The sequence below is a fragment of the Algoriphagus marincola DSM 16067 genome, from assembly GCF_000429405.1.
In the GTDB taxonomy this organism is placed as follows: domain Bacteria; phylum Bacteroidota; class Bacteroidia; order Cytophagales; family Cyclobacteriaceae; genus Algoriphagus; species Algoriphagus marincola.
The window spans coordinates 1-19,745 of record NZ_AUBU01000013.1 but is presented as its reverse complement, the minus strand read 5'-3'; the positions used below and the strand labels follow the sequence as shown (position 1 = coordinate 19,745).

General features: G+C 42.9%; 19 protein-coding genes. 3 read left to right on the top strand and 16 right to left on the bottom strand.

Annotation, left to right across the window (positions count from 1 at the left end; genetic code table 11):
* The 12 genes from G457_RS0111970 to G457_RS0111915 all read right to left on the bottom strand — a co-directional run bounded on the left by G457_RS0111970 (nucleotide 1) and on the right by G457_RS0111915 (nucleotide 11,610).
* Complete coding sequence (locus G457_RS0111970; protein ID WP_035483774.1) at nucleotides 1-1,053, bottom strand: Gfo/Idh/MocA family oxidoreductase; 1,053 nt, start codon at nucleotides 1,051-1,053, stop codon at nucleotides 1-3.
* Nucleotides 1,053-1,679 carry a response regulator gene (locus tag G457_RS0111965; protein WP_026946698.1) on the bottom strand — a complete coding sequence of 209 codons (627 nt, stop codon included), beginning with the start codon at nucleotides 1,677-1,679 and terminating at the stop codon, nucleotides 1,053-1,055. Before G457_RS0111965 ends, G457_RS0111970 begins: the two co-directional genes overlap by 1 nt.
* Nucleotides 1,680-1,697: 18 nt before the next feature.
* On the bottom strand, nucleotides 1,698-2,471 hold the full coding sequence (locus G457_RS0111960) for a sensor histidine kinase (protein WP_026946697.1): 774 nt from the start codon (nucleotides 2,469-2,471) through the stop codon (nucleotides 1,698-1,700).
* A complete protein-coding gene (locus G457_RS0111955) occupies nucleotides 2,471-3,220 on the bottom strand; it encodes a hypothetical protein (protein WP_026946696.1) in 750 nt (249 codons plus the stop codon). Before G457_RS0111955 ends, G457_RS0111960 begins: the two co-directional genes overlap by 1 nt.
* A gap of 11 nt (nucleotides 3,221-3,231) precedes the next feature.
* Nucleotides 3,232-3,600, bottom strand: a complete 369-nt coding sequence (locus tag G457_RS0111950) for a hypothetical protein (RefSeq protein WP_026946695.1) — start codon at nucleotides 3,598-3,600, stop codon at nucleotides 3,232-3,234.
* A 125-nt stretch (nucleotides 3,601-3,725) separates the two neighbouring features.
* Entirely contained in the window at nucleotides 3,726-6,245 is a 2,520-nt protein-coding gene (gene ccsA, locus G457_RS0111945; RefSeq protein ID WP_026946694.1) for a cytochrome c biogenesis protein CcsA, read from the bottom strand.
* Between the two features lie 23 nt (nucleotides 6,246-6,268).
* Nucleotides 6,269-6,685 carry a cytochrome c maturation protein CcmE domain-containing protein gene (locus tag G457_RS0111940; protein WP_026946693.1) on the bottom strand — a complete coding sequence of 139 codons (417 nt, stop codon included), beginning with the start codon at nucleotides 6,683-6,685 and terminating at the stop codon, nucleotides 6,269-6,271.
* Between the two features lies 1 nt (nucleotide 6,686).
* Nucleotides 6,687-6,932: a CcmD family protein gene (locus tag G457_RS0111935; protein WP_026946692.1), complete on the bottom strand. Its 246-nt coding sequence runs from the start codon at nucleotides 6,930-6,932 to the stop codon at nucleotides 6,687-6,689.
* 2 nt (nucleotides 6,933-6,934) lie between these two features.
* Nucleotides 6,935-7,609: a cytochrome c biogenesis protein CcsA gene (ccsA, locus tag G457_RS0111930; protein WP_026946691.1), complete on the bottom strand. Its 675-nt coding sequence runs from the start codon at nucleotides 7,607-7,609 to the stop codon at nucleotides 6,935-6,937.
* 125 nt (nucleotides 7,610-7,734) lie between these two features.
* Entirely contained in the window at nucleotides 7,735-9,063 is a 1,329-nt protein-coding gene (locus tag G457_RS0111925) for a dicarboxylate/amino acid:cation symporter (protein WP_026946690.1), read from the bottom strand.
* 11 nt (nucleotides 9,064-9,074) lie between these two features.
* Nucleotides 9,075-10,160 (bottom strand): chorismate synthase, encoded by a 1,086-nt coding sequence (aroC, locus tag G457_RS0111920; protein ID WP_026946689.1) that lies wholly within the window; start codon nucleotides 10,158-10,160, stop codon nucleotides 9,075-9,077.
* Nucleotides 10,153-11,610 (bottom strand): BatD family protein, encoded by a 1,458-nt coding sequence (locus tag G457_RS0111915; RefSeq protein WP_026946688.1) that lies wholly within the window; start codon nucleotides 11,608-11,610, stop codon nucleotides 10,153-10,155. Before G457_RS0111915 ends, aroC begins: the two co-directional genes overlap by 8 nt.
* Nucleotides 11,611-11,723: 113 nt before the next feature.
* Here G457_RS0111915 and G457_RS0111910 point away from each other — a divergent pair, with 113 nt between their 5' ends.
* The gene (locus tag G457_RS0111910) at nucleotides 11,724-11,912 is read left to right on the top strand and encodes a hypothetical protein (RefSeq protein ID WP_026946687.1); all 189 of its coding nucleotides are present in this window, start codon (nucleotides 11,724-11,726) and stop codon (nucleotides 11,910-11,912) included.
* A 75-nt stretch (nucleotides 11,913-11,987) separates the two neighbouring features.
* Here the strand turns inward: G457_RS0111910 and G457_RS0111905 are convergent, their stop codons facing one another.
* Nucleotides 11,988-14,087: a protein-disulfide reductase DsbD family protein gene (locus G457_RS0111905; protein WP_026946686.1), complete on the bottom strand. Its 2,100-nt coding sequence runs from the start codon at nucleotides 14,085-14,087 to the stop codon at nucleotides 11,988-11,990.
* Nucleotides 14,088-14,141: 54 nt separating this feature from the next.
* Nucleotides 14,142-15,530, bottom strand: coding sequence for a dipeptidase (locus G457_RS0111900; RefSeq protein ID WP_026946685.1), 1,389 nt, complete (start codon nucleotides 15,528-15,530; stop codon nucleotides 14,142-14,144).
* Nucleotides 15,531-15,627: 97 nt separating this feature from the next.
* Here G457_RS0111900 and G457_RS0111895 point away from each other — a divergent pair, with 97 nt between their 5' ends.
* Nucleotides 15,628-16,608, top strand: a complete 981-nt coding sequence (locus G457_RS0111895) for an NADPH:quinone oxidoreductase family protein (protein WP_026946684.1) — start codon at nucleotides 15,628-15,630, stop codon at nucleotides 16,606-16,608.
* Nucleotides 16,609-16,622: 14 nt separating this feature from the next.
* Nucleotides 16,623-17,147: a GNAT family N-acetyltransferase gene (locus G457_RS0111890; RefSeq protein ID WP_026946683.1), complete on the top strand. Its 525-nt coding sequence runs from the start codon at nucleotides 16,623-16,625 to the stop codon at nucleotides 17,145-17,147.
* Between the two features lie 14 nt (nucleotides 17,148-17,161).
* On the opposite strand, the gene G457_RS0111885 is transcribed toward G457_RS0111890, so the two are convergent.
* Together G457_RS0111885 and G457_RS0111880 are read right to left on the bottom strand one after the other, a co-directional pair.
* Nucleotides 17,162-18,127 carry a PorP/SprF family type IX secretion system membrane protein gene (locus G457_RS0111885; RefSeq protein ID WP_035483826.1) on the bottom strand — a complete coding sequence of 322 codons (966 nt, stop codon included), beginning with the start codon at nucleotides 18,125-18,127 and terminating at the stop codon, nucleotides 17,162-17,164.
* 12 nt (nucleotides 18,128-18,139) lie between these two features.
* Nucleotides 18,140-19,745: DUF7507 domain-containing protein (locus G457_RS0111880; protein ID WP_051260812.1), on the bottom strand; the 1,606-nt coding region annotated here is incomplete at its 5' end.

The following is a 19,745-nucleotide window of genomic DNA, read 5'->3' as shown; positions in this document are numbered from 1 at the left end:
TCACCAGCCTCCTTCCGACTTAGTGATGGTTTTCTTTTGCTCGGAGCTCAAAAAAGCTGATTCGATCAATTTCAAAACCATAATTGCCTCTTCTAGCCGAACTAGTAATGGCTCTCCAAGAAGGATAGCTTTAGCAATATTGTTGTAGAAAAAACGATAATCACCTCTTAAGGTGGGATAAGGATTTATCTTCTCCTCTAAATAAACCTTCCCCCACTTATCAGCTTCCTCCAATCCCCAATTCTCTCCTATAGGCTTTCGCCCTTCCTTAAAGGCCGCTTCCTGTACATCCAGTCCAAATTTTTGATAAGTCCCTTTCTCCCCTAATACTAGGAATTTGGGAGTAGGTGCATTGACCAGGACTCCTGCGGTGACCCGGGCCAAGCGATTCCCATAGTCCAGCTGAATATCAAAGTAGTCATCGGCTACTACTTGTGGGCGTTGCTTGCGGATAGTAGCAGTAATGGATTCAGGAGCTCCCCAAAGTACACAAATCTGGTCAATTAAGTGTGTGCCCAAATCGTAAGTAATCCCATTTCCAGGGACCTCTTTCTCCCGCCAATTATCTCTGGGCTGAGGCCTAAAGCGATCAAAATGACTTTCGATATAATGAACTTCCCCTAGCGATCCATTTTGCAAAATCTCCTGAACAGTTCGGAAATCCCCATCGAAACGGCGGTTTTGAAAAGCAGTACAAATCAATCCTTTCTCCGATGCAAGCTTTTGAAGTTCCTCGGCCTGCCATGAATGTATAGTGATTGGTTTGTCCACCACCACATGCTTCCCTGATTCCAAGGCTAATTTGGCCATAGGAAAATGAAACTCATTAGGCGTCGTGATCACGATGAGTTCAGAGCTTCCCTCACTCAATAGCTCCTCAAATGAGCGAAAAGTTTTAACCTCTGGGTACTGTTGCTCACATAGATTGGAATGCCTTTCGACCACCTCGACCAATTCCAATTCCGGGCAGACATCTATCAAAGGAGCGTGCATTTTTTCTGCTACGGCACCGAATCCGACGATAGCAGTTTTGATTGGTTTGGTTGAATTCATCAGATATTCATTTCGTGAGCTTTATTCACTAGTTCTACCCGTGAATTGATGCTGAGTTTTTGAAAAATATTTTTCCGGTGGCTTTCGATTGTCCCCTTACTCAATACAAGCTGCTTGGCAATTTCTTTACTCGTCAAACCTTCTTTGATAAGCTTAATAATCTGAACCTCCCTCCGGGAAAGACGATATTTATCCCGAAAGGAATCGAAAAAAGCATTGGGACGTGCCTGCTCAATGATTCTATCAAAATTGATCAAATGCCTTCCTTCATGAACTTCTCGAATGGTAAAAACCAATTCATCCGGATCAGCATCTTTTAGAATAAACCCGTCAGCCCCTTTTTCAACGCATTCTTTGAAGATTTTTTCCTCATCATACATGGAAAGGACGATGACTTTGATTGGAAAGTCAAGCTGCTTCACAGCAGCCAATACCTCAAAGCCATCCATTTCAGGCATATTGAGGTCTGTCAAAACGATGTCTACTGGGTTTTCGGCTAGAAAATCCATTAGCTCAGATCCATTTTTGAAAAGCCCACGGATAAAGAAATCCTCCTGCTCATCCAATAATCCTTCTATGCCCTTTGCAAAAAGGGTGTGGTCGTCTGCAATAGCAATCCGTATCATGTTACTTAAGGGTGAAGTCTAATTTAGGACTAAAACTGATACAGGCAAAGAAAGATTTATTTGAGTGCCGTTTCCGGGTGATGATATGATTTCAAATGCACCTCCAATGGTCTCCATTCGCTTTCGAAGGTTGGTCATGCCACTACCCTTTGATTGCTGAGAAGTGTCAAAGCCTTTTCCGTCATCTTCTATCCGAACCAAATACCTTCCATCTGATTCTTTCATCTGGACTTTTATATTTGATGGGCTGGCGTGCTTGATGGCGTTGTTTAGGCATTCTTGAATAACGCGTATAAGAACAAGTTTCGTGTCTTTATTTAATTTCCAGGCCTCATTACTCTCCACAAGGAGCGTTTCGCAGAAGTCAGTTGACTGGATCTTATCCAACTGCTGTTTTATAAATTCTTCCAATGAAATGGACTCTACCCAGTCTAGGTTCAGGGTCTTTGAAAGGCCCCTAACCTCGTTAATTATTTGATTGATCAGGAGGCGTCCTTCAGTCTGCTTTTCAGGTTTGCTGGAGCCGAGATAGAGTTTTGCGAGGGAAAGCAACTGGCCTACATTATCATGAAGTTCCCGACCGATATGCCTCAGGGTATCCTGCTGAATTTCATTCTCAATATTCAATAGGGTCTTCTCATATTCTGCTTTAATCTGATCCATCTTTTGTTTGTTTTGGACCTGACGCTGCCTGTGCAAAATAACCATAGAGACCACAAATGTGGCCATAACGGCTGCCAGAAATGCCCCTGCAAAAAGTATAAAAATGATCTGATTATCTTCTCCCTCCATTATGCTTTAGCCCATTTTGAAATTGTATTACTCCCTGTGTAAAGTAGCATGTTAAAAACTACCAATAAAATAATGTAAAGGATCATTGAAACATAGTTGAATAAGAAGTACACATTTTCATTTTCAAATACCAAGTACTCAAAGGCTACATCCGCCAAAAATAAAGTGACTGATTGAAACAAAATCAAGGTGATATACCAAAAAGGCCAGTATTTAAGGGGATTGATATTGATGTAATAATCCTCAGACACCAAATCCACGAAGAATAAACCACTGGCCACAATCAAAATGGTATTGCCGAAAAAGTATAGGACCGGCTGGAAATCATAAATGGGAGTGGCTTCTGAAAAGTAGGTATAAATACAATAGGCAAGAAAAATCACTCCAAGGGACAAGATGATTTTTTGACTAAGGACTTTTCTTAAATTGATTCCGATCAAACCTAATAGTAGCAGCTTAGATACCTGATAGTTGAAAATATTTACAACCCAGATATTCCAACCTTGGAATGGATCGTCTGTCAGGAAGTAGTGAATTTTTTGGTTGAAACTCTTATTAACCAGCATCCAAATGCTCAAAATCTCATAGAAAAAAACTAGGAAAACTATCAGAAATGGAAGAAGGAAGTACGGGCTACGCTTCTTTTCAGGATTGAGAAATCCGTAAAAAACAATAGCCAATACTCCACAAATTATGACAGCATAGATGTAATAATTATCTCCAATCCTGGCAAGAAAGTCTTTAACCATGAATATAAAATTTATTCACATTTAGGAGGACAAGTAGTACCTCGATTGTAATAATCTTCTTCCCCTTCTTCCAATCCCTTTTTGGCTTCATTTACAGGAGACATGACGATGGCAAGCCTTCCGATGTATTCTTCTGAGTTCTCAGGGTAAAGCTTCTTTGCTACCTCTTCCGTGTATTCAGTTAGGTAAAACTTGATTCCACCTTTCTTGGGATCCTTATCCGCTTTACTTAGCACTTCCTCAAGAGTCTCTCGATCAAAAAACACCCACTTGGTCTGATTTTCTACATCCTGCTTTGGTCCTCGAGCGGGTTTCCCCTTTTGGATTTCTTTATCATACTTTTTCTGCATCTGATCGAAATCCTTCTTACTGATCTTCATAATCTTTTTGTTAGTTAAAAATTAGGTAAAACTGGTTTAAAATGGACCTGAATATAGGCTTTTTGAAGCGGAGTGAAAAAAGAAAAAGGAGGCGCTAACCTCCTTTTGGAAAAAGTTGGGGAAATTTATTCCATCCCTTTATCTCTCATTTTCTTAAACTCATCGAATCTTCGATAGATCGCCACAGTGAATCCCATCAAAGTGATGATAGATCCTAACCACAACAAATTGATGTATGGCTTGACGATAGCTTTCATCACCACATAGTCCTTTTGATAGCGGTTGACTTTGAAAACAAACTTGTTTTCTTCAGGAACGATGTTATCCAAAGTGACTTTGATCCCGAGCTCATTGTCCACTACAGGTAATTTACCGACTTGGTTATTTCGAATAATGAATGTGGGAGTGAGCTTTTTCTCAACATCATAATCAAGCACCCGAAGGTTGGCACGAACAGCCACATCACCTTCTTGGAGTACATAACCCTCCACTTCCTGAAGTACTTCAGCTCCATCAAAATAAGTGACAAAATCAGCGATATGGAATTGCTCACCCGGGCTTGCTTCATAGAACTCATCATCTTTCCATTCGGGATCTTCGTAGTCATTCATCGCCGCTACGTAGGTGTATAGATCCTTGTTGAGGTAAATTTTTGAATCAGGTGAAGAAATCAAACCTCCCATTCCTTGGTTGAATTGGGACATGGGAGCTAGGGAAAATTTCAAGACCTCATTTTGGAAGTAATCAATTTTGAAATAATCATTCTCCTCCAATACAATATCAACCACATCGCCTTTCTTGAAAAAGTCTTTATAATCCTCTAAAGCAATGGCTTCATTCACATTTCCTGTGGATTCTAAGATTTTGGCAGGGACATATTCAGGTACGCCCACCACTTTCTTTTGCCTTCCTCGATAGATGACCGTATAGTCTTTCATTTGGGTCGGCTTATTGATCCAAAGCAATACATGCTCCTTATTGAGCTCATCCTCCCAGCTATTGCTGTAAGTCAATCCTGACATATTGATCGAGATCGTCTCGGAATAACCGGAGCTGAACATGATCCCAATCAGCATCATCCCCAAACCGATATGCGCCAAAGAACCTCCTGCTAGCTTGAAGGTAGATTTCTTCAAAAGTCGACTTAAAATAACAGCATTGGCAACTACGGTAAATGTACCAGCCACGACGATGATCATATATTTCCAATCGTATACTTTTGCAGCAACAATAATCAATGCCGAAGCGACTACAGAAACGATATATGGAGTCAAGAGCGCATCTTTCAGCGCTTTTTTGTCCATTTTCTGCCACCAGAAAAACTGTCCAACTGCTGTGAGCAGCGCCAAGGCAATCCCAAACCACAATTGGAATTTTGTGTAAAACTCTATTTGATCTGCGGGTGGAGCCATATTGGAGATACCTCCAAAGCTTTCAATCAATGCATTAAATGCCGGTATGGAGGTAGGGAGAATTACCTGAAACCCCATCAAGCCCAAGGTGGTAGCACCGATGAAAATCCAAAACTCTCTGGAGTAAACTGATGCCTCCCGCTCAGAAGTAGGTATGTGCTTCCAAGCTCGAATCGTGAAGAATAAGGCAACTGCTGTGAAAAACAACATGTATATCAACAATTGCCCTGAGAGACCTAGATCGGTAAATGAGTGCACAGATGCATCTCCAAGTACCCCAGATCGCACCAAGAAGGTAGCATACAATACAAGAATGAATGAAAGGATTACCAAGACGATGGACGTCTTCAGCGCAGTACTACTTTTCTTGAAAGTAATCATGGTATGCACTGCTGCCACCAAAATCAGCCAAGGGACATAAACTGCATTTTCTACCGGGTCCCAGTTCCAATATCCTCCAAAATTAAGCGTCACATAGGCCCAATAGGCTCCCATCAAAATCCCCATTCCCAAAATCATAGCGGAGAAAATCGCCCAAGGCAAAGCAGGTCTGATCCACTCTGAATACCGCTTCAAAGCTAGTCCTCCTATCAAAAAAGCGAATGGTACTAAAGTAGAAGCATAGCCTAAGAACAAGGTAGGTGGATGGATGACCATCCAAATATTTTGTAGTAGTGGATTGAGACCTGTCCCATCTTCAGGAACGAAATCGGGATTGATTTCGAAAATCGGTGCGGGAGTTGCATCGCGAAGTAGAATGAACGGTGAGCTACCGATTTTCAAATCGCCAATCACCACACCCATAATCATTGAAACCAAAAAGGCCTGCACGAGCGCAAAAACGATCATTACAGGAGCCTCCCAAAGCTTATTGGTATGAATCAGAATCACTCCCAATATCACATTCCAGAAAATCCAGAGGATAAATGCACCTTCCTGTCCTTCCCAGAAACTTGATATCATGTAATGTACCGGAAGAGCCTTACTCGAATGGGAATAGGCATAGAAGTATTCGAAGCGGTGATTGTAGATGATCTCAAAAAGTGAAAAAGCGATCAACACACTGGACACACCATGGATGTAAAAAGCGATGCGACTAAAGCGCTGCCAGCTTTTTTTCTCCAGCTCATTGGCCTTGTAATATTGGTAATAGGCAAAAGCTGCTACCAATGCACTCACAAAGGCCACGATGGTCATCATGTGGCCCAAATTCCCGATAAAGGTATTGATCATTGATTCGTTGAGTTGCTACTACTTCACATTCCTGCCGCCTGCACGTCAGTCTCCTGATATTTAGAAGGGCACTTCATCAGGATTTTATCTGCAATAAATATCTCTTCATTTTTGTAGGACCCGATTACCACTACGGATTCAGATCTGGTAAAGTCGGCCGGGACAGGTTCATTATAAAAGACCTCTTGCTCCGTGCCCTCATTGTCCACCAATACAAAGGTAAATGAGGTTTTATCCTCTCGGATTTGAAGGCCCTGAACTTCTCCCTGTGCATCTTTTTTAAGTTGCCCTACCACATGAATGGCTTTTTCATCGCCATCTTTTTTCATTTCTAGAGCTGTATTGAAGGTCTCATAGCTACTCGCATCGCCAATAGAGGTCATGATGATCACAATTGCGACAGCGATAATGCCTATACCTACCAAGTGTCCTTTCTTCATCTTATTTTTGAGTAATAGATTTTTCGATTTTTGTAATCTTCCGCTCAGTGCTTATAAGGTAAACCGTAATTCCAGCGAAGATGATTCCAATTATTCCCACTAAAACATAGATTTTTCCATCTTCACGCATCTTATCAGCCATGTCTACGCTGTTGTTGGAATAGTCCGACTCAGTCACAGGAATCTTCTCTTGTGCTATTACGTGCAAACTGACAAAAAGGAGGAATAAAACGAGGTATTTTTTCATTTTCAGGAATTGATCAGTTGATCTTCAAGTACTCTTTGCACCCTACGCATTCTGACGCGGACAGTTGCGATCCAAGCTCCAAAAAGTGTCCATCCAATTATTGCGGGATAAAACACCATTCTCAATTTGGAATCAAGATCGTAAGCATTGAAGCCGGGATTACCACCATTTCCGGGATGCAGACTATCCGTCAGTCGAGGTAGAACAAATATCAACGGGATAAAAGCTGCAAAAGCAAAGATGTTGTAAATCGCACCTATTCTGGCCCTTTGCTCCATATCGGTCAGGGAATTGCGAAGAATTAAATAGGCAAAATACATCAGCAATCCGATAGCAGAAGCATTTTGCTTTGGATCGCCACTCCAGTAGTCTCCCCAGGTAAATTTGGCCCAGAGCATTCCAGTAATGATTCCCAAAACTCCAAATAGAATCGCCGCATTGGTAAACTCGATGGCTAGATCATCGAAGCGAAGATCATTGCTTCTGAGATATCGCACACTGTAGTAAACCGAAACCATCAGCATCAGGATCATCCCAAACCACATGGTCACATGGAAATGCAATGCCCGAATCGTTTCATTCAAAATGGGTAATCGGGGTACATCCATCAGTAGGCCTGCAGTGATCGTGTACAGAAGAAGTGCAACGGCCAGAATTTTCCACCAGGATTGGCGCATAGGGTAATTTGGCTTTTTCAAGCGCAAAAATAAGGTATAAGTTTCTGAATTCGTTGTCTTTTGTCACAAAAGACAAAAGGTCAGACTAGTTTTAGCCTGACCTTTCGATTGAAACTTTCTATATCTTATTCGTTTGGTGTGAGCGGATTACCTTTTCGGATCAACCCATCCGGTAATTCTCCCTCTGTACTGGCCACGATGGTACAAACGGTAGCATCACCTGTGACATTGACCACCGTCCTAAACATATCCAAAATTCGATCCGGAGCAATAATCAAGGCAATACCTGCGGCAGGCACTCCAATTGATTCCAACACGATAATTAACATAATCAAGCCCGCCCCCGGAACTCCTGCCGAGCCAATCGATGCCAAGGTAGCTGTCAAAACGATCATCAACTGCTGAGTAAGGGTCAAATCCATTCCCAAGGCCTGAGCAATAAAAACTGCCGCTACTCCCTGGTAAAGACTGGTTCCGTCCATATTCACCGTGGCTCCAAGTGGTAACACAAAGCTGGAAACCTCTTCCGATACCCCAATCTCCTCCTCGACCTGCTTCATGGTGACTGGTAGTGTCGCAGAGCTGGAACTCGTGGAAAATGCCAAAAGCTGTGCAGGCCGAATCGCTTTGAAAAAATCCAAATACTTCACCTTAGTGAAGGAAATCAAAATCATCGGATAGACAACCATTACCATCAACAGCAAGCCTCCCGTCACTACCAAACTGTATTTCAACAAGGCCAAAAGCAACTCCACAGCCGAATCGGGATTGTCTCCTGCTATCTCTACGATGAGTGATGCCATCAAGGCAAAAACACCATAAGGAGCAATCATCATAATGTAATTGACGATCTGAATGATCACATCATTGAAGCCATCGAAGAAAGCGATGACTGGATTCCCCTTTTCCTTTGGGATCTGAAGAAGCGCAATTCCCACAATGATAGCGAAGAAAACAACCTGAAGCATCGCTCCATTATCCGTGGTTGCCTGAAAGAAATTTTGGGGTACGATGTCTACCAGTGGTTGCAGAGGACTCTGCTCCTGAAGCTGCGCAGCCTGACCGACCCGAGCTCCAGCATCACCTTCATACATGTTCATGAGATTCTCACGAGTCTCGATCGGCAAACTTTTACCAGGCTTAAAAACATTGACCAAGATCAACCCTGTGGAGATAGCCACCACTGTGGTGATCAGGTAAGTCGCAATAGTTTTACCTCCTATTCGGCTTAATTTGGAAATATCACCCAAATTGGAAACTCCTACGATCAAAGATGCCAACACCAGCGGTACCGCGATCATTTTTAGAGCATTGATGAAGATAGTCCCAACTGGCTTGATGTAATCGAGTGTAAATGAATTGGGGATATCGGTTTTGATCACTACCAATCCAAAAACCAGTCCAAGGACCAATCCTATGATGATTTTGGTGTGCAAGGGTATTTTCTTCTTCATCCAGCTTGGGTTTATATATCTTGAATTTTGTCGCTTTTTGCTAATAATAAGTAATCTGCTATGACCAAGGCAGCCATAGCCTCTACGATAGGAACAGCTCTTGGAACTACACAAGGATCGTGTCTACCCTTACCCGAAACAGTGACATTTTCTCCTGACTCATTAACAGATTCCTGATCCTGCATAATGGTTGCCACCGGCTTGAAAGCTACCCGAAAATAAATGTCTTCCCCATTACTGATTCCACCCTGAATACCTCCAGAATGATTGGTTGTGGTGCGCACACGATCTCCTTCTTTGACAAAACTGTCATTGTGTTGGGAGCCACGCATTTTTACTCCTTCAAAGCCACTACCATATTCAAACCCCTTGACTGCATTGATACTGAGCATTGCCTTGCCCAGCTCTGCATGCAAACGATCAAAAACCGGTTCACCAAGGCCGGGAGGGGTATTTTGAATGACACAAGAAATCACTCCTCCAATGGTATCTCGATCTTTTCGAACAGAGTCAATCAGCGAAATCATTTCCTCTGCAATTTCTGGATCTGGACAACGAACGATATTATTTTCGGTCTGACTAAGATCCAGCTCCTGATAGTTTTTTTCTAAAGTCAAGTCTCCAACCTGAGAGACATAGGCCTGAACGGAAATTCCTTTAGCCTTCAATAGCATTTTGGCGATAGCTCCTGCCGCTACCCTTGCAGCTGTTTCCCTTGCTGAACTTCGGCCTCCACCGCGGTAATCACGAAGCCCATATTTTTCAAAATAGGTATAATCTGCATGGGAAGGGCGAAATTTATCCGAAATATGCGAATAGTCTTTACTCTTCTGATCAGCATTTCGGATCACGATCCCGATTGGAGTACCAGTGCTTTTTCCCTCAAAAACCCCAGAAAGAATCTCGATGTCATCCTCTTCTCGTCTCTGGGTAGTGATCTTGGATTGCCCTGGCTTTCGACGTTGCATTTCCTGCCGGATAAATTCCTCATCGATAGCTAGTCCCGCCGGGCATCCTTCTATAGTCACGCCCAAAGCTTTGCCATGAGACTCCCCGAAAGTGGTGATCTTAAAAAGCTTTCCAAATGAATTACCCATTGTTTTTACGAAGTATAATGATTGCCAGTAGTATCAGCACTGCTAGCAGGAGTACATTAATGGCGGTGCCAAAATAGTATTTATATCGCTCGTTTGAAAACTCATTATCCTCCGTGCCTATCCGGTCATAGACCCCTCCCAGTCGCTGATTTGAAATCGCCTGATTGGTCTTACTCTCGCCTACGACCCGGATTTGTGCAGCTGGCTTGAGCGTATCATAGGCTGCTTGCTCCGGATCAAAATAAATCCATTCGAAATGATTGGCTAGATTGACATCACCAGGCTCATTGATTGTCAGGTAATAAGAAAATTCCTTGATCCCCGAAACTCTTCCATATCCGCGGTTGATTTGCTGCCGGACATTCGGGTCATAGGTATTGAGGTTTGCACCAGAAATGAGTTTCGGAGCAGGAAGTGAGTTGATATTTCCTACACCGGTCACCCCAAAATTGTAATTAAAGCCTTGTCCAGTTTCGACCTCCAAGTCCGTGATATTTTCCCGAAGTTGGAACTGTCCTACAGCCACTTCATTACGTAGCGGATGCGGAGGCAAAGGCTTCACTGTCACAGTTTTTGGAGAGGAGTAAAAGGTCTTGAAATCTTCCTGTCTGCTTGCCCCAAAGAAAGATGGATTGCGGGCAACCCGGTATTTGATCATTTCCCAAGGAATACTTGGGATCTCTATCGTGCCTTCGGAAAATGGGAAGAATGTAGCCTCGTAGACCTTGTATCGTACCCAGCGTTTGCCATTGATCGTGACTTGCTCTGGTTCTATATTGGTGATGTTGTAATTTTCTTCCCAGGCATTTGAAGGCTTGATTTGTTTCAAGACCTTATCCAACTGCTCTCCTGGCTTGTAGAAATTGAAAGGAGCTTGATTGGTCTCTGACATGTAGAAAGCCAAAGCTACGGTAAAACCTTCTCGGGCGTAGATTTCCTCCTTATCTACTGTTACAGAGAAAAAAGCTTCATCATCCAGTTCAATGTATTCCGGCTCCTCCTCAGCTCTCCCAAAAAAATCGGAGAAGGGGTCGAAAAGCCCACCACTTCGTCCACCGCCTTGATTGGACACAGCATCAGTTACCGTAATCTTTTTTCCTTGGAAATCGAAATTTTGCCCATTGATATTGATAGAAAAGGAAGGCAACTGAAACTCACCTTTTTTAGTAGGCTTGTAATACTGAATGATACTGTTGGAGCTTGTTACTTGCCCATTGATCACATTCATGGAGGATGACTGCGAAACCCCTTGTTTTTGGAATCCCGGTATGTCAGGAAATTGATCGTAGGATTTGATTTTTTCGTTGGCTACACTTATTTTAATGGTGAATGTTTCATTCAGCCCAATTTGATCAGACCCTAGCTCAACAGTAACCTCTTGAGCTACAACTTTCCCAGCAAAAAAGGAAAGGACGAATACCAAAACAGAAGTTAGTAGCGTTTTAGTCATGGTTGCGAAATTAAGGATTAATCCCAATCAGGGTAGCTTATTTTACGCAACAACGGAGGAAAAGCCTCCGTATGGTAAATAAATCTCTTAATTAACCTTAAACTCTTTTAGCTATGATAGAATATGTAAAGACCATTTTGCAGAAAGTGAGTTTCTCGAGATATCTTTTCGAGAAAGAACTGCGCAAGGGCCTGAGACTTATTTTACCCGCTGAGTTGATGGAGTTTCGAGATTGGTGTTATCGGATGTTTGGAAAAACACACGAACCCATACTCAATCGGTACTTCTTACCGGCCCTTTAGAGAACAAACATTCCCGCCTCGTGCGGGATTTTTTTTCAAGACTCCTGAATTTTCACAAGCTCGGTTTAAAATCAATCATTTCCTCCGCTCAAATTCTTTTTTTGCCCCAACCAAAAACTCCACAAAAGCCTGTACATCCGTATCGTAGGCCCTGGGTTTTGTGATAAGTTCCTCATCATGATCCAAAATCACATAATAAGGCTGAGCATTATTCTGAAAGCGTGTTATCTGAAAATCAGCATTCTGTTTACCCAGCGTTTTTTTGACCTTCCCGTCATATTCGGAGGTGTACCACTCAGTCTCAGGAAGCTCCAATCGCTCATCGATGTAGAGCGCCACCATCACAAAATCCTCCTTTAATCGTCTCAAGACTTCCGGGTCCACCCATACATTCTCTTCCATCTTCCGGCAATTCACACAGCCATGCCCCGTAAAATCAATCAATAGGGGTTTGTCCGCAGCCTTGGCTGCTCTGAGTGCCTGATCATAATCAAAGTAACCTTTGATCCCATGAGGGATCTCCAGCAAATCTGCGTATTTGACCGACTCATCCAAAGCATATCCTGCATCATCTGCCACAGCAACCGAACCCCCAACCTTGAACTGCTGTGAAGTCAGTGGCGGCAAATACCCACTTAGGTACTTCAAAGGAGCACCCCAAAGCCCAGGGATCATATACAAGGCGATCATCCAGCTGAATAAAGCCAGTAGAAGTTTAGGTACGCCTAAATGTTCCAAAGGAGAATCGTGAGGAAGCCTGATTTTACCTAGCAAATACAGTCCTAAAGCAAAGAAAATCACGATATGAATCACCAAAAATACGTCCCGATCCAAAATCCCCCAATGATAAACCTGGTCTGCAATAGACAGGAATTTGAAGGCTAAAGCCAATTCCAAAAATCCTAAAACCACTTTTACCGAATTGAGCCAACCGCCGGACTTAGGAAGGCTACTCATCCATCCTGGGAAGACCGCAAAAAGGGTAAATGGTATCGCAAATGCTAAGGAGAAAGAGAACATTCCCAAAACCGGTTTGATCAACTCTCCTCCAGCAGATGAGATCAAAATCGACCCGACGATCGGACCGGTACAGGAAAATGAAACCAAAACCAGCGTAAAGGCCATAAAGAAAATACCAATCAAGCCTCCTTTTTCTGATTTGGCATCCATCTTATTGACAAAGCCCGATGGAAGGGTAATCTCAAATAATCCCAGAAATGCCAGAGCAAAAAAGATGAATATTCCAAAAAAGAATAAATTCGGAAGCCAATGAGTGGCCAGCCAATTGGCAAACTCAGGTCCTTGAATGGCTGCCACTGCAGTACCGGCTATGGTATAAATTCCAATGATTGAGAGGCCATAAATAAATCCATTTCGGATTCCGGCGGCTTTCGATTTTGCCCTTCCGGTAAAAAAACTCACCGTCATAGGAATCATCGGAAAGACGCAAGGCGTTACCAGCGCAGCAAGTCCGGCCAAAAAAGCCAAAATCATAAAGCCCCAAAGACTTTCTTCCACATCGCCCTCCGGTTCAAAACTCACCTGGACTTCAGAATCTTCTATCCCACTAGATTCACCTGAATCTACCGAATTGAATAGGTCCGAAGCATTTTGGGAAGAGTCAGTGGCATCTGAATCCTCTTCTTGGACGGAAGTCGACTCCGATGCATTTTCGGGAGAAAGAATTTCGCCTCCAGGCACTGTCAGTGAAATGGAGATATCCTCTTCATAATTGATGCATTGCCCTGTAAGGTCAGAGCACATCTGATATTCCAATACACCTTGGATAGTTCCTGATTTTTTGGCTAAGATTTTTTGCTCAAAGAGTCCAGAACCCATGAAATAGGTAATATCTCCTTCCCAAATTTCATCATATTTCTCCTTGGCATCTACTTCCTGCAAACTGCCAATTCGGTCAAAACTCTCGGAATCTTCCATAATTAAAGTCGTCACCAAAGGGCCTAAATCCGGATCGAATCCAGTCCCATAGATATACCAACCAATCGGAATTTTTGCCTCCAATCGTAAGACAGCCTCCTCTCCGGCATTGGGTTGAGCAGGTGAAACACTCACAGTCCATTCTGGTGGAGAGATTATCTGGGCTTTGGCAAGGAAGCTGACCGAAAAGAGCCCAACTAGCAAAATGCTTTTCAGCCAAATGGAAAATTGATTCATACCAAGCTATCAGGTTAGCATAGAAAAGGAAAATGAAGGAAAGATAGTTCGCAATTAGGATTGACTCATCTGACGGAAGTATCGGAAAAAGGCTGCAATAGTCTCAATTCCTATGAAATAATTCTGAACCCCATAATGCTCATTGGGTGAATGAAGCGCATCTGTATCCAAACCAAAACCGAAAAGAATGGGATCAGATCCCAATTCCTTCTGGAAAAGCGCTACAATCGGAATGGAACCACCCTCCCGAGTAGGAATGGGTCGCTTTCCGAAAGTCTCTTCCATGGCAGCTTCAGCAGCCTTGTATCCTACGGAAGTGTCCGACACGACCGCTGGTGAACCTCCATGATGACTTTTCACTTTTACCTTCACGGATTTTGGTGCCAAAGAGCGGAAGTGATCTTCAAAAAGTTTAGCAATCTCTTTCCAGTCCTGATCCGGCACCAATCGCATCGAAATTTTTGCGTAAGCTTTGGAAGGGAGGACGGTCTTCGCACCCTCACCGATATAACCTCCCCAGATTCCATTGACATCCAAAGTTGGCCGGATTCCCACGCGCTCAATCGTCGTATAGCCCTTCTCCCCATGAACTTCATCGACTTCAAGCTTGGCCTTGTACTCTTCTAAGTCAAAAGGAGCTTCATTCAATCTACTACGCTGCTCAGCAGTCAGTTCCTGCACCTTGTCATAAAAGCCCGGTATGGTGATATGCTCATTTTCATCTTTCAGCGAACCAATCATCTTGGCCAAAACATTTATAGGATTTGCGACAGCTCCTCCATATGTACCTGAGTGCAGATCTCTATTGGGGCCAGTTACTTCCACCTCCATGTAAGTCAATCCACGGAGCCCTACTGTGATCGAAGGATCTTGCATGGAGATCATATGCGTATCTGAAATTAGAATGACGTCAGATTTTAATTTCTCCTTGTTAGCCAAAACAAAGCCTTCCAGATTGTCAGAGCCCACTTCCTCTTCACCCTCAATCATAAATTTGACATTGCAGGGCAAATCACCTGCTGCCATCATGGCTTCAAAAGCTTTCACATGCATGTAAAACTGCCCTTTGTCATCAGCCGAGCCTCGGGCAAAAATCGCTCCCTCAGGATGATTTGCCGTCTTTTTGATCACTGGCTCGAAAGGCGGAGAATCCCAAAGCTCATAAGGATCTGCCGGCTGCACATCATAATGTCCGTAAACAAGAACAGTGGGAAGATTGGGGTCAATGATTTTTTCCCCATAAACAATCGGATAGCCTGGGGTTTCGCAAATTTCGACCACATCCGCACCTGCCTTCTCCAAACTCTCTTTTACAAATTCGGCTGCTTTGAAAACATCCTCTTTGAATTTAGGGTCGGCACTGACGGAAGGAATCCTCAATAGGTCGAGGAGTTCGTTTAAAAATCGATCTTTATTTTCTTGGATTATTTGATTGACTGACATGAGCTTACTTTGTTGAATGTCCCCAAAATTATCTGATTCGGGAGGAAATGCCTATTTTCCACCGACCTTTTCTCAGTGACAAAAAATACAGAAAGCAATGAAGGCAGTTATTTGCGAAAAATTTGGACTTCCTGAAACCCTCAAATACGGAGAACTACCTGATCCAACTCCCGGCCCTAGCCAAGTACTGATCCAAGTCGATGCCTGTGGGGTCAACTTTCCGGATGTCCTCATCATCCAAAACAAATATCAATTCAAACCTGAATTACCCTTTTCGCCGGGCGGAGAAGTCGCTGGAAAAGTTATTGAAATTGGTAGCGAAGTAAAAAACTTCCAAGTTGGAGATAGCGTTTTGGCACTTTGCGGCTGGGGTGGGTTTGCAGAGAAGGTAGCTGTGGATTCCGACCGGGTATTCAAACTTCCATCTGGTCTTCCTTCCGAGATTGCAGCCACGACTCTCTACACCTATGGCACCTCCTATCATGCCTTGAAGGACCGTGCAAATCTACAGCCCGGAGAAACCTTGCTGGTATTTGGTGCGGCGGGAGGAGTAGGCCTCGCGGCAGTAGAGCTGGGAAAAACGATGGGAGCAAAAGTCATCGCAGCAGCCTCTTCCGAGGAAAAACTGGCTCTTTGTAAGGAAAAAGGAGCTGAACTAACCATTAATTATCAAAAAGAAGACCTGAAGGCTCGCATCAAAGAACTAACTCAAGGCAAAGGAGTGGATGTGGTCTATGATCCTGTGGGTGGCAAATACACCGAAGCCGCTTTGCGTGGAATGGCTTGGAAGGGACGTTATCTCATCGTCGGCTTTGCCAATGGGGAAATTCCGAAAATCCCGATGAATCTGCCCCTCCTGAAAGGTTGCTCTATAGTCGGAGTATTTTGGGGGCAATTTTCAAAACTTGAGCCTGAATTGAGTTTTCAGAATATCGCTCAATTGATGCAATGGATAAAGCAAGAAAAGATTTCTCAGCATATCGGAGGAAAGTATTCGCTTGAAGAAGCACCAAAAGCTTTGAATGCGATCTTAGAGCGAAAAATGCTGGGTAAGGGAGTGGTAATTGTGAAAAAGTAGATTTTTAAGCTTCCATGAGTACCTACAAGATCCATGAAGTTCAAGCTTCTGATTTGAAAATGCTACATCGTTTTGCACGTGCCTGCTTTGTGGATACCTACGCCAGTCAAAACACGACGGAGAACATGGATCTCTACCTTCGGGATGAGTTTTCCGAAGAACGAATCTTGCAACTTCTGACTGAATCCGAAATCAAATTCTTTTTTGTCAAACTAGAAAACAAGGTGGTCGGATACATTCAACTCAATTGGGGAAAAGCGCAAAGTGAAACGTTGGATTCTTCCTTAGAAATCGCCCGAATCTACGTGGACAAGGGCTTTCAGGGAAGAGGAATTGGGGTATTACTTTTAAAACAAGCTTATGATTTAGGAAAGGTGCTGGGATTGGATTGGCTCTGGCTTGGTGTATGGGAAAAGAATACCAAAGCAATCAATTTTTACCAAAAAAACAGATTTCAGATTTTCGACCAACATGTTTTCAAACTAGGCAATGATGAGCAGCTGGATTGGATGATGCGGAGGCCGCTGATAGGAACCTAATTATTTTGTAGAATCTAGAACCAGCGAGGATTTTTCATTACTGCTTTTCTTGGAATCATGTAAAAACCAAGGGAAAATTCATGTGAATTGCTTCTGAAGTCTTGAAGAACATTCAAATTATGGTCGTAAGCATAGCCCAAACGTAACCGGTCTGTCATAAAGACCTCTAGGATTCCCGCAATAGCATTTCTATTCGACAGGTTGCCTTGCAAGTTTTCATTCCAAATTTTAAGATTCGACCGGTAAGCAGCTCCAAGCCATATTCTTTCATAAAAAAGAAACATCACATTGGTGTCCACATTAGTCGGGGCACCTTTTACTTCTTTAAATAAAATATTGGGTTTAAAGGCTACCTGATCCGAAATATTAAACAATGCTCCGAATGTCAAGAAATAGTGGAAATCATGATATGCCAACGCGAGGTCTTCACGTTCTAAGGATTTGCGACCGATCATATTGAAAACACTAAACCCAGCGTAGAATGTAGGAGTATGAAAAAACAATCCGGAATTTAAATTAGGTGTAAACATATTCAGAGTTCCATCAGGGATTTCTGGATCATTAGGGTCGTTTGGATCCAAAAGGCTCCCGTCAATCTTATATTCTGAAATTCCAAAACTTGCTCCGAGACCCAGAAAGCTTTCTTTTCCCAATTGTATTCGATAAGCATATGTGAGCATTCCCGAAAAAGTATTCGTGGGCCCGATTTCATCACTTAGTATAGAAAGGCCAAATCCCATCGTTCCTTCATTTGCGCTTAAATCTGCTGTCAATGAAAAGGTAGAAGGGGAGCCTGGGAAATTCAGCCATTGACTACGATATGTAGACTGAATGTAAGGTTCCCCTTTATACCCAGCATACCCGGGGTTGATATGAAGCCCATTAAAAATATACTGACTAAACTGAGGAAGCTGCTGAGCCTTCAGACTTGAATTCAAGAGGATCAATACCATTCCAAGAAGGAAAAAAGATTTCATCATAGCTCTCATACTTTAACGTTTGATTACTTGAATCCAGCCCTGAAATACAAATTCTTCATTGGAAGAATTCTTAGCCTTAAGAACATAGAAATAGGTTCCTGGACTCAGGCCTTCGGCAGACCAATTGTTCTGATAATCGTCTACTTCTAATACAGAATCACCCAATCTGTTAAAAATAACCAATCTATTCTCGGTGAACTTATGAAGACCTTTGATCTCAAATTCATCGTTGAATCCGTCTGAATTCGGAGTAATCACATTTGTAATTCTAAATGCTCGGATTTCATCTGTCACTGAATCTTGATTATTACTCATATCAATATCTACACCTTCAGATTCGATTGAAACCACGTTGGTTACCATTCCTGGGTCTCCGGCTTTAACTTTGATTTGAATAACAACTTCAGATCCACTTGGAAGGAAAGGAATTTCCCAAGTGAGTACACTACCAGAAACAACAGGTGTAATCACTATTTGAGGATCGCTGATTCGGATAATTTCCTCACTGATTCGCTGCACTCCACTTGGCAACTCATCCCGTATGACCACTCCTTTGGCTGGAGTCTCTCCCAAGTTTTGAATCAAAATCTCATATACAAATTCATCTCCTTCAAAGATTTCCGTTGCCAAAGTCGATTTTTGAACAGAAATATCAACTCTGTCTTCTTCCAACTCCACAGTGATAGTTGCTTCATCCTGATTTGTTTCAAATCCAACCTGACTGATTCTATATGTCAATTGGAAAATACCCGGTTCATTTAGACCTGGAATCAATATTAGATTTCCTTCATCGTCAAAACTTACGCCGGCTAAACCACCTGCATCAATCAATTCAATAATGATATCTACCGGATCAGGACTGGATCCACCGACTAAATCATTATTCAACACATTGCCTAATGATCCGGCATAACTCAATGGGAATACTCCAAACTCATCATTATTTGCAATGATTTCAAACGGAATAAAATTAGAGGTTGCAAATCCATTAGCTTCAATTAGTTCAGAACCAAAATAGCTGCCACTTACAAAAGCCGTATTGGTAAAGAATCCACGCTGAACATCCTCAATAGTTATAGTATATGTGGTAGAAAGTGTGATCGTCTGATTAACATTGAGCTGCTCAATCTCTTCTGTCAAACCAGTTAATGGATCCTCAACGACAATATCTCGAATGGTGATATTTCCGGTATTTTCAATTTCCAACTGGTAATTGATTACATCTCCAACTTTGCTAAAGGTGCTTTCTTCAGCAATTTTTCTCAATTCAACTTGTGGATTTGCTAAAGCAAATGAAACCGCCTGTGCATCCGCACTCACCACCGTCTGGTTCGGATCCGTGCCGCTCGCCGTGCCCGTGTTCAGTACACGCCCGCTGTCAAGGTCCTGCTGGGTCACCGTGTAGCTCGTCGTCACACTCTGGCTCTCGCCCGGTGACAAGCTGCCCACGTTCTGCGTCAGTCCGGTCAGCGGATCAGTGATCGTTACATCGGTCAGCGTCTCGTTGCCCGTGTTCACCGCCGTCAGCGTATAGGTCAACACCTCGCCTACCTGGCTGTATTCCTTCTTGTCCGATACCTTGATCAAGCCGATGCCCGGATTCTGGATCGCAGTCGCT

Bases quoted from the DNA above. Each gene is read 5' to 3' on its own strand.
- G457_RS0111970 (WP_035483774.1), bottom strand. From the start codon at position 1,053: ATGAATTCAACCAAACCAATCAAAACTGCTATCGTCGGATTCGGTGCC.
- G457_RS0111965 (WP_026946698.1), bottom strand. From the start codon at position 1,679: ATGATACGGATTGCTATTGCAGACGACCACACCCTTTTTGCAAAGGGC.
- G457_RS0111960 (WP_026946697.1), bottom strand. From the start codon at position 2,471: ATGGAGGGAGAAGATAATCAGATCATTTTTATACTTTTTGCAGGGGCA.
- G457_RS0111955 (WP_026946696.1), bottom strand. From the start codon at position 3,220: ATGGTTAAAGACTTTCTTGCCAGGATTGGAGATAATTATTACATCTAT.
- G457_RS0111950 (WP_026946695.1), bottom strand. From the start codon at position 3,600: ATGAAGATCAGTAAGAAGGATTTCGATCAGATGCAGAAAAAGTATGAT.
- ccsA (WP_026946694.1), bottom strand. From the start codon at position 6,245: ATGATCAATACCTTTATCGGGAATTTGGGCCACATGATGACCATCGTG.
- G457_RS0111940 (WP_026946693.1), bottom strand. From the start codon at position 6,685: ATGAAGAAAGGACACTTGGTAGGTATAGGCATTATCGCTGTCGCAATT.
- G457_RS0111935 (WP_026946692.1), bottom strand. From the start codon at position 6,932: ATGAAAAAATACCTCGTTTTATTCCTCCTTTTTGTCAGTTTGCACGTA.
- ccsA (WP_026946691.1), bottom strand. From the start codon at position 7,609: ATGCGCCAATCCTGGTGGAAAATTCTGGCCGTTGCACTTCTTCTGTAC.
- G457_RS0111925 (WP_026946690.1), bottom strand. From the start codon at position 9,063: ATGAAGAAGAAAATACCCTTGCACACCAAAATCATCATAGGATTGGTC.
- aroC (WP_026946689.1), bottom strand. From the start codon at position 10,160: ATGGGTAATTCATTTGGAAAGCTTTTTAAGATCACCACTTTCGGGGAG.
- G457_RS0111915 (WP_026946688.1), bottom strand. From the start codon at position 11,610: ATGACTAAAACGCTACTAACTTCTGTTTTGGTATTCGTCCTTTCCTTT.
- G457_RS0111910 (WP_026946687.1), top strand. From the start codon at position 11,724: ATGATAGAATATGTAAAGACCATTTTGCAGAAAGTGAGTTTCTCGAGA.
- G457_RS0111905 (WP_026946686.1), bottom strand. From the start codon at position 14,087: ATGAATCAATTTTCCATTTGGCTGAAAAGCATTTTGCTAGTTGGGCTC.
- G457_RS0111900 (WP_026946685.1), bottom strand. From the start codon at position 15,530: ATGTCAGTCAATCAAATAATCCAAGAAAATAAAGATCGATTTTTAAAC.
- G457_RS0111895 (WP_026946684.1), top strand. From the start codon at position 15,628: ATGAAGGCAGTTATTTGCGAAAAATTTGGACTTCCTGAAACCCTCAAA.
- G457_RS0111890 (WP_026946683.1), top strand. From the start codon at position 16,623: ATGAGTACCTACAAGATCCATGAAGTTCAAGCTTCTGATTTGAAAATG.
- G457_RS0111885 (WP_035483826.1), bottom strand. From the start codon at position 18,127: ATGATGAAATCTTTTTTCCTTCTTGGAATGGTATTGATCCTCTTGAAT.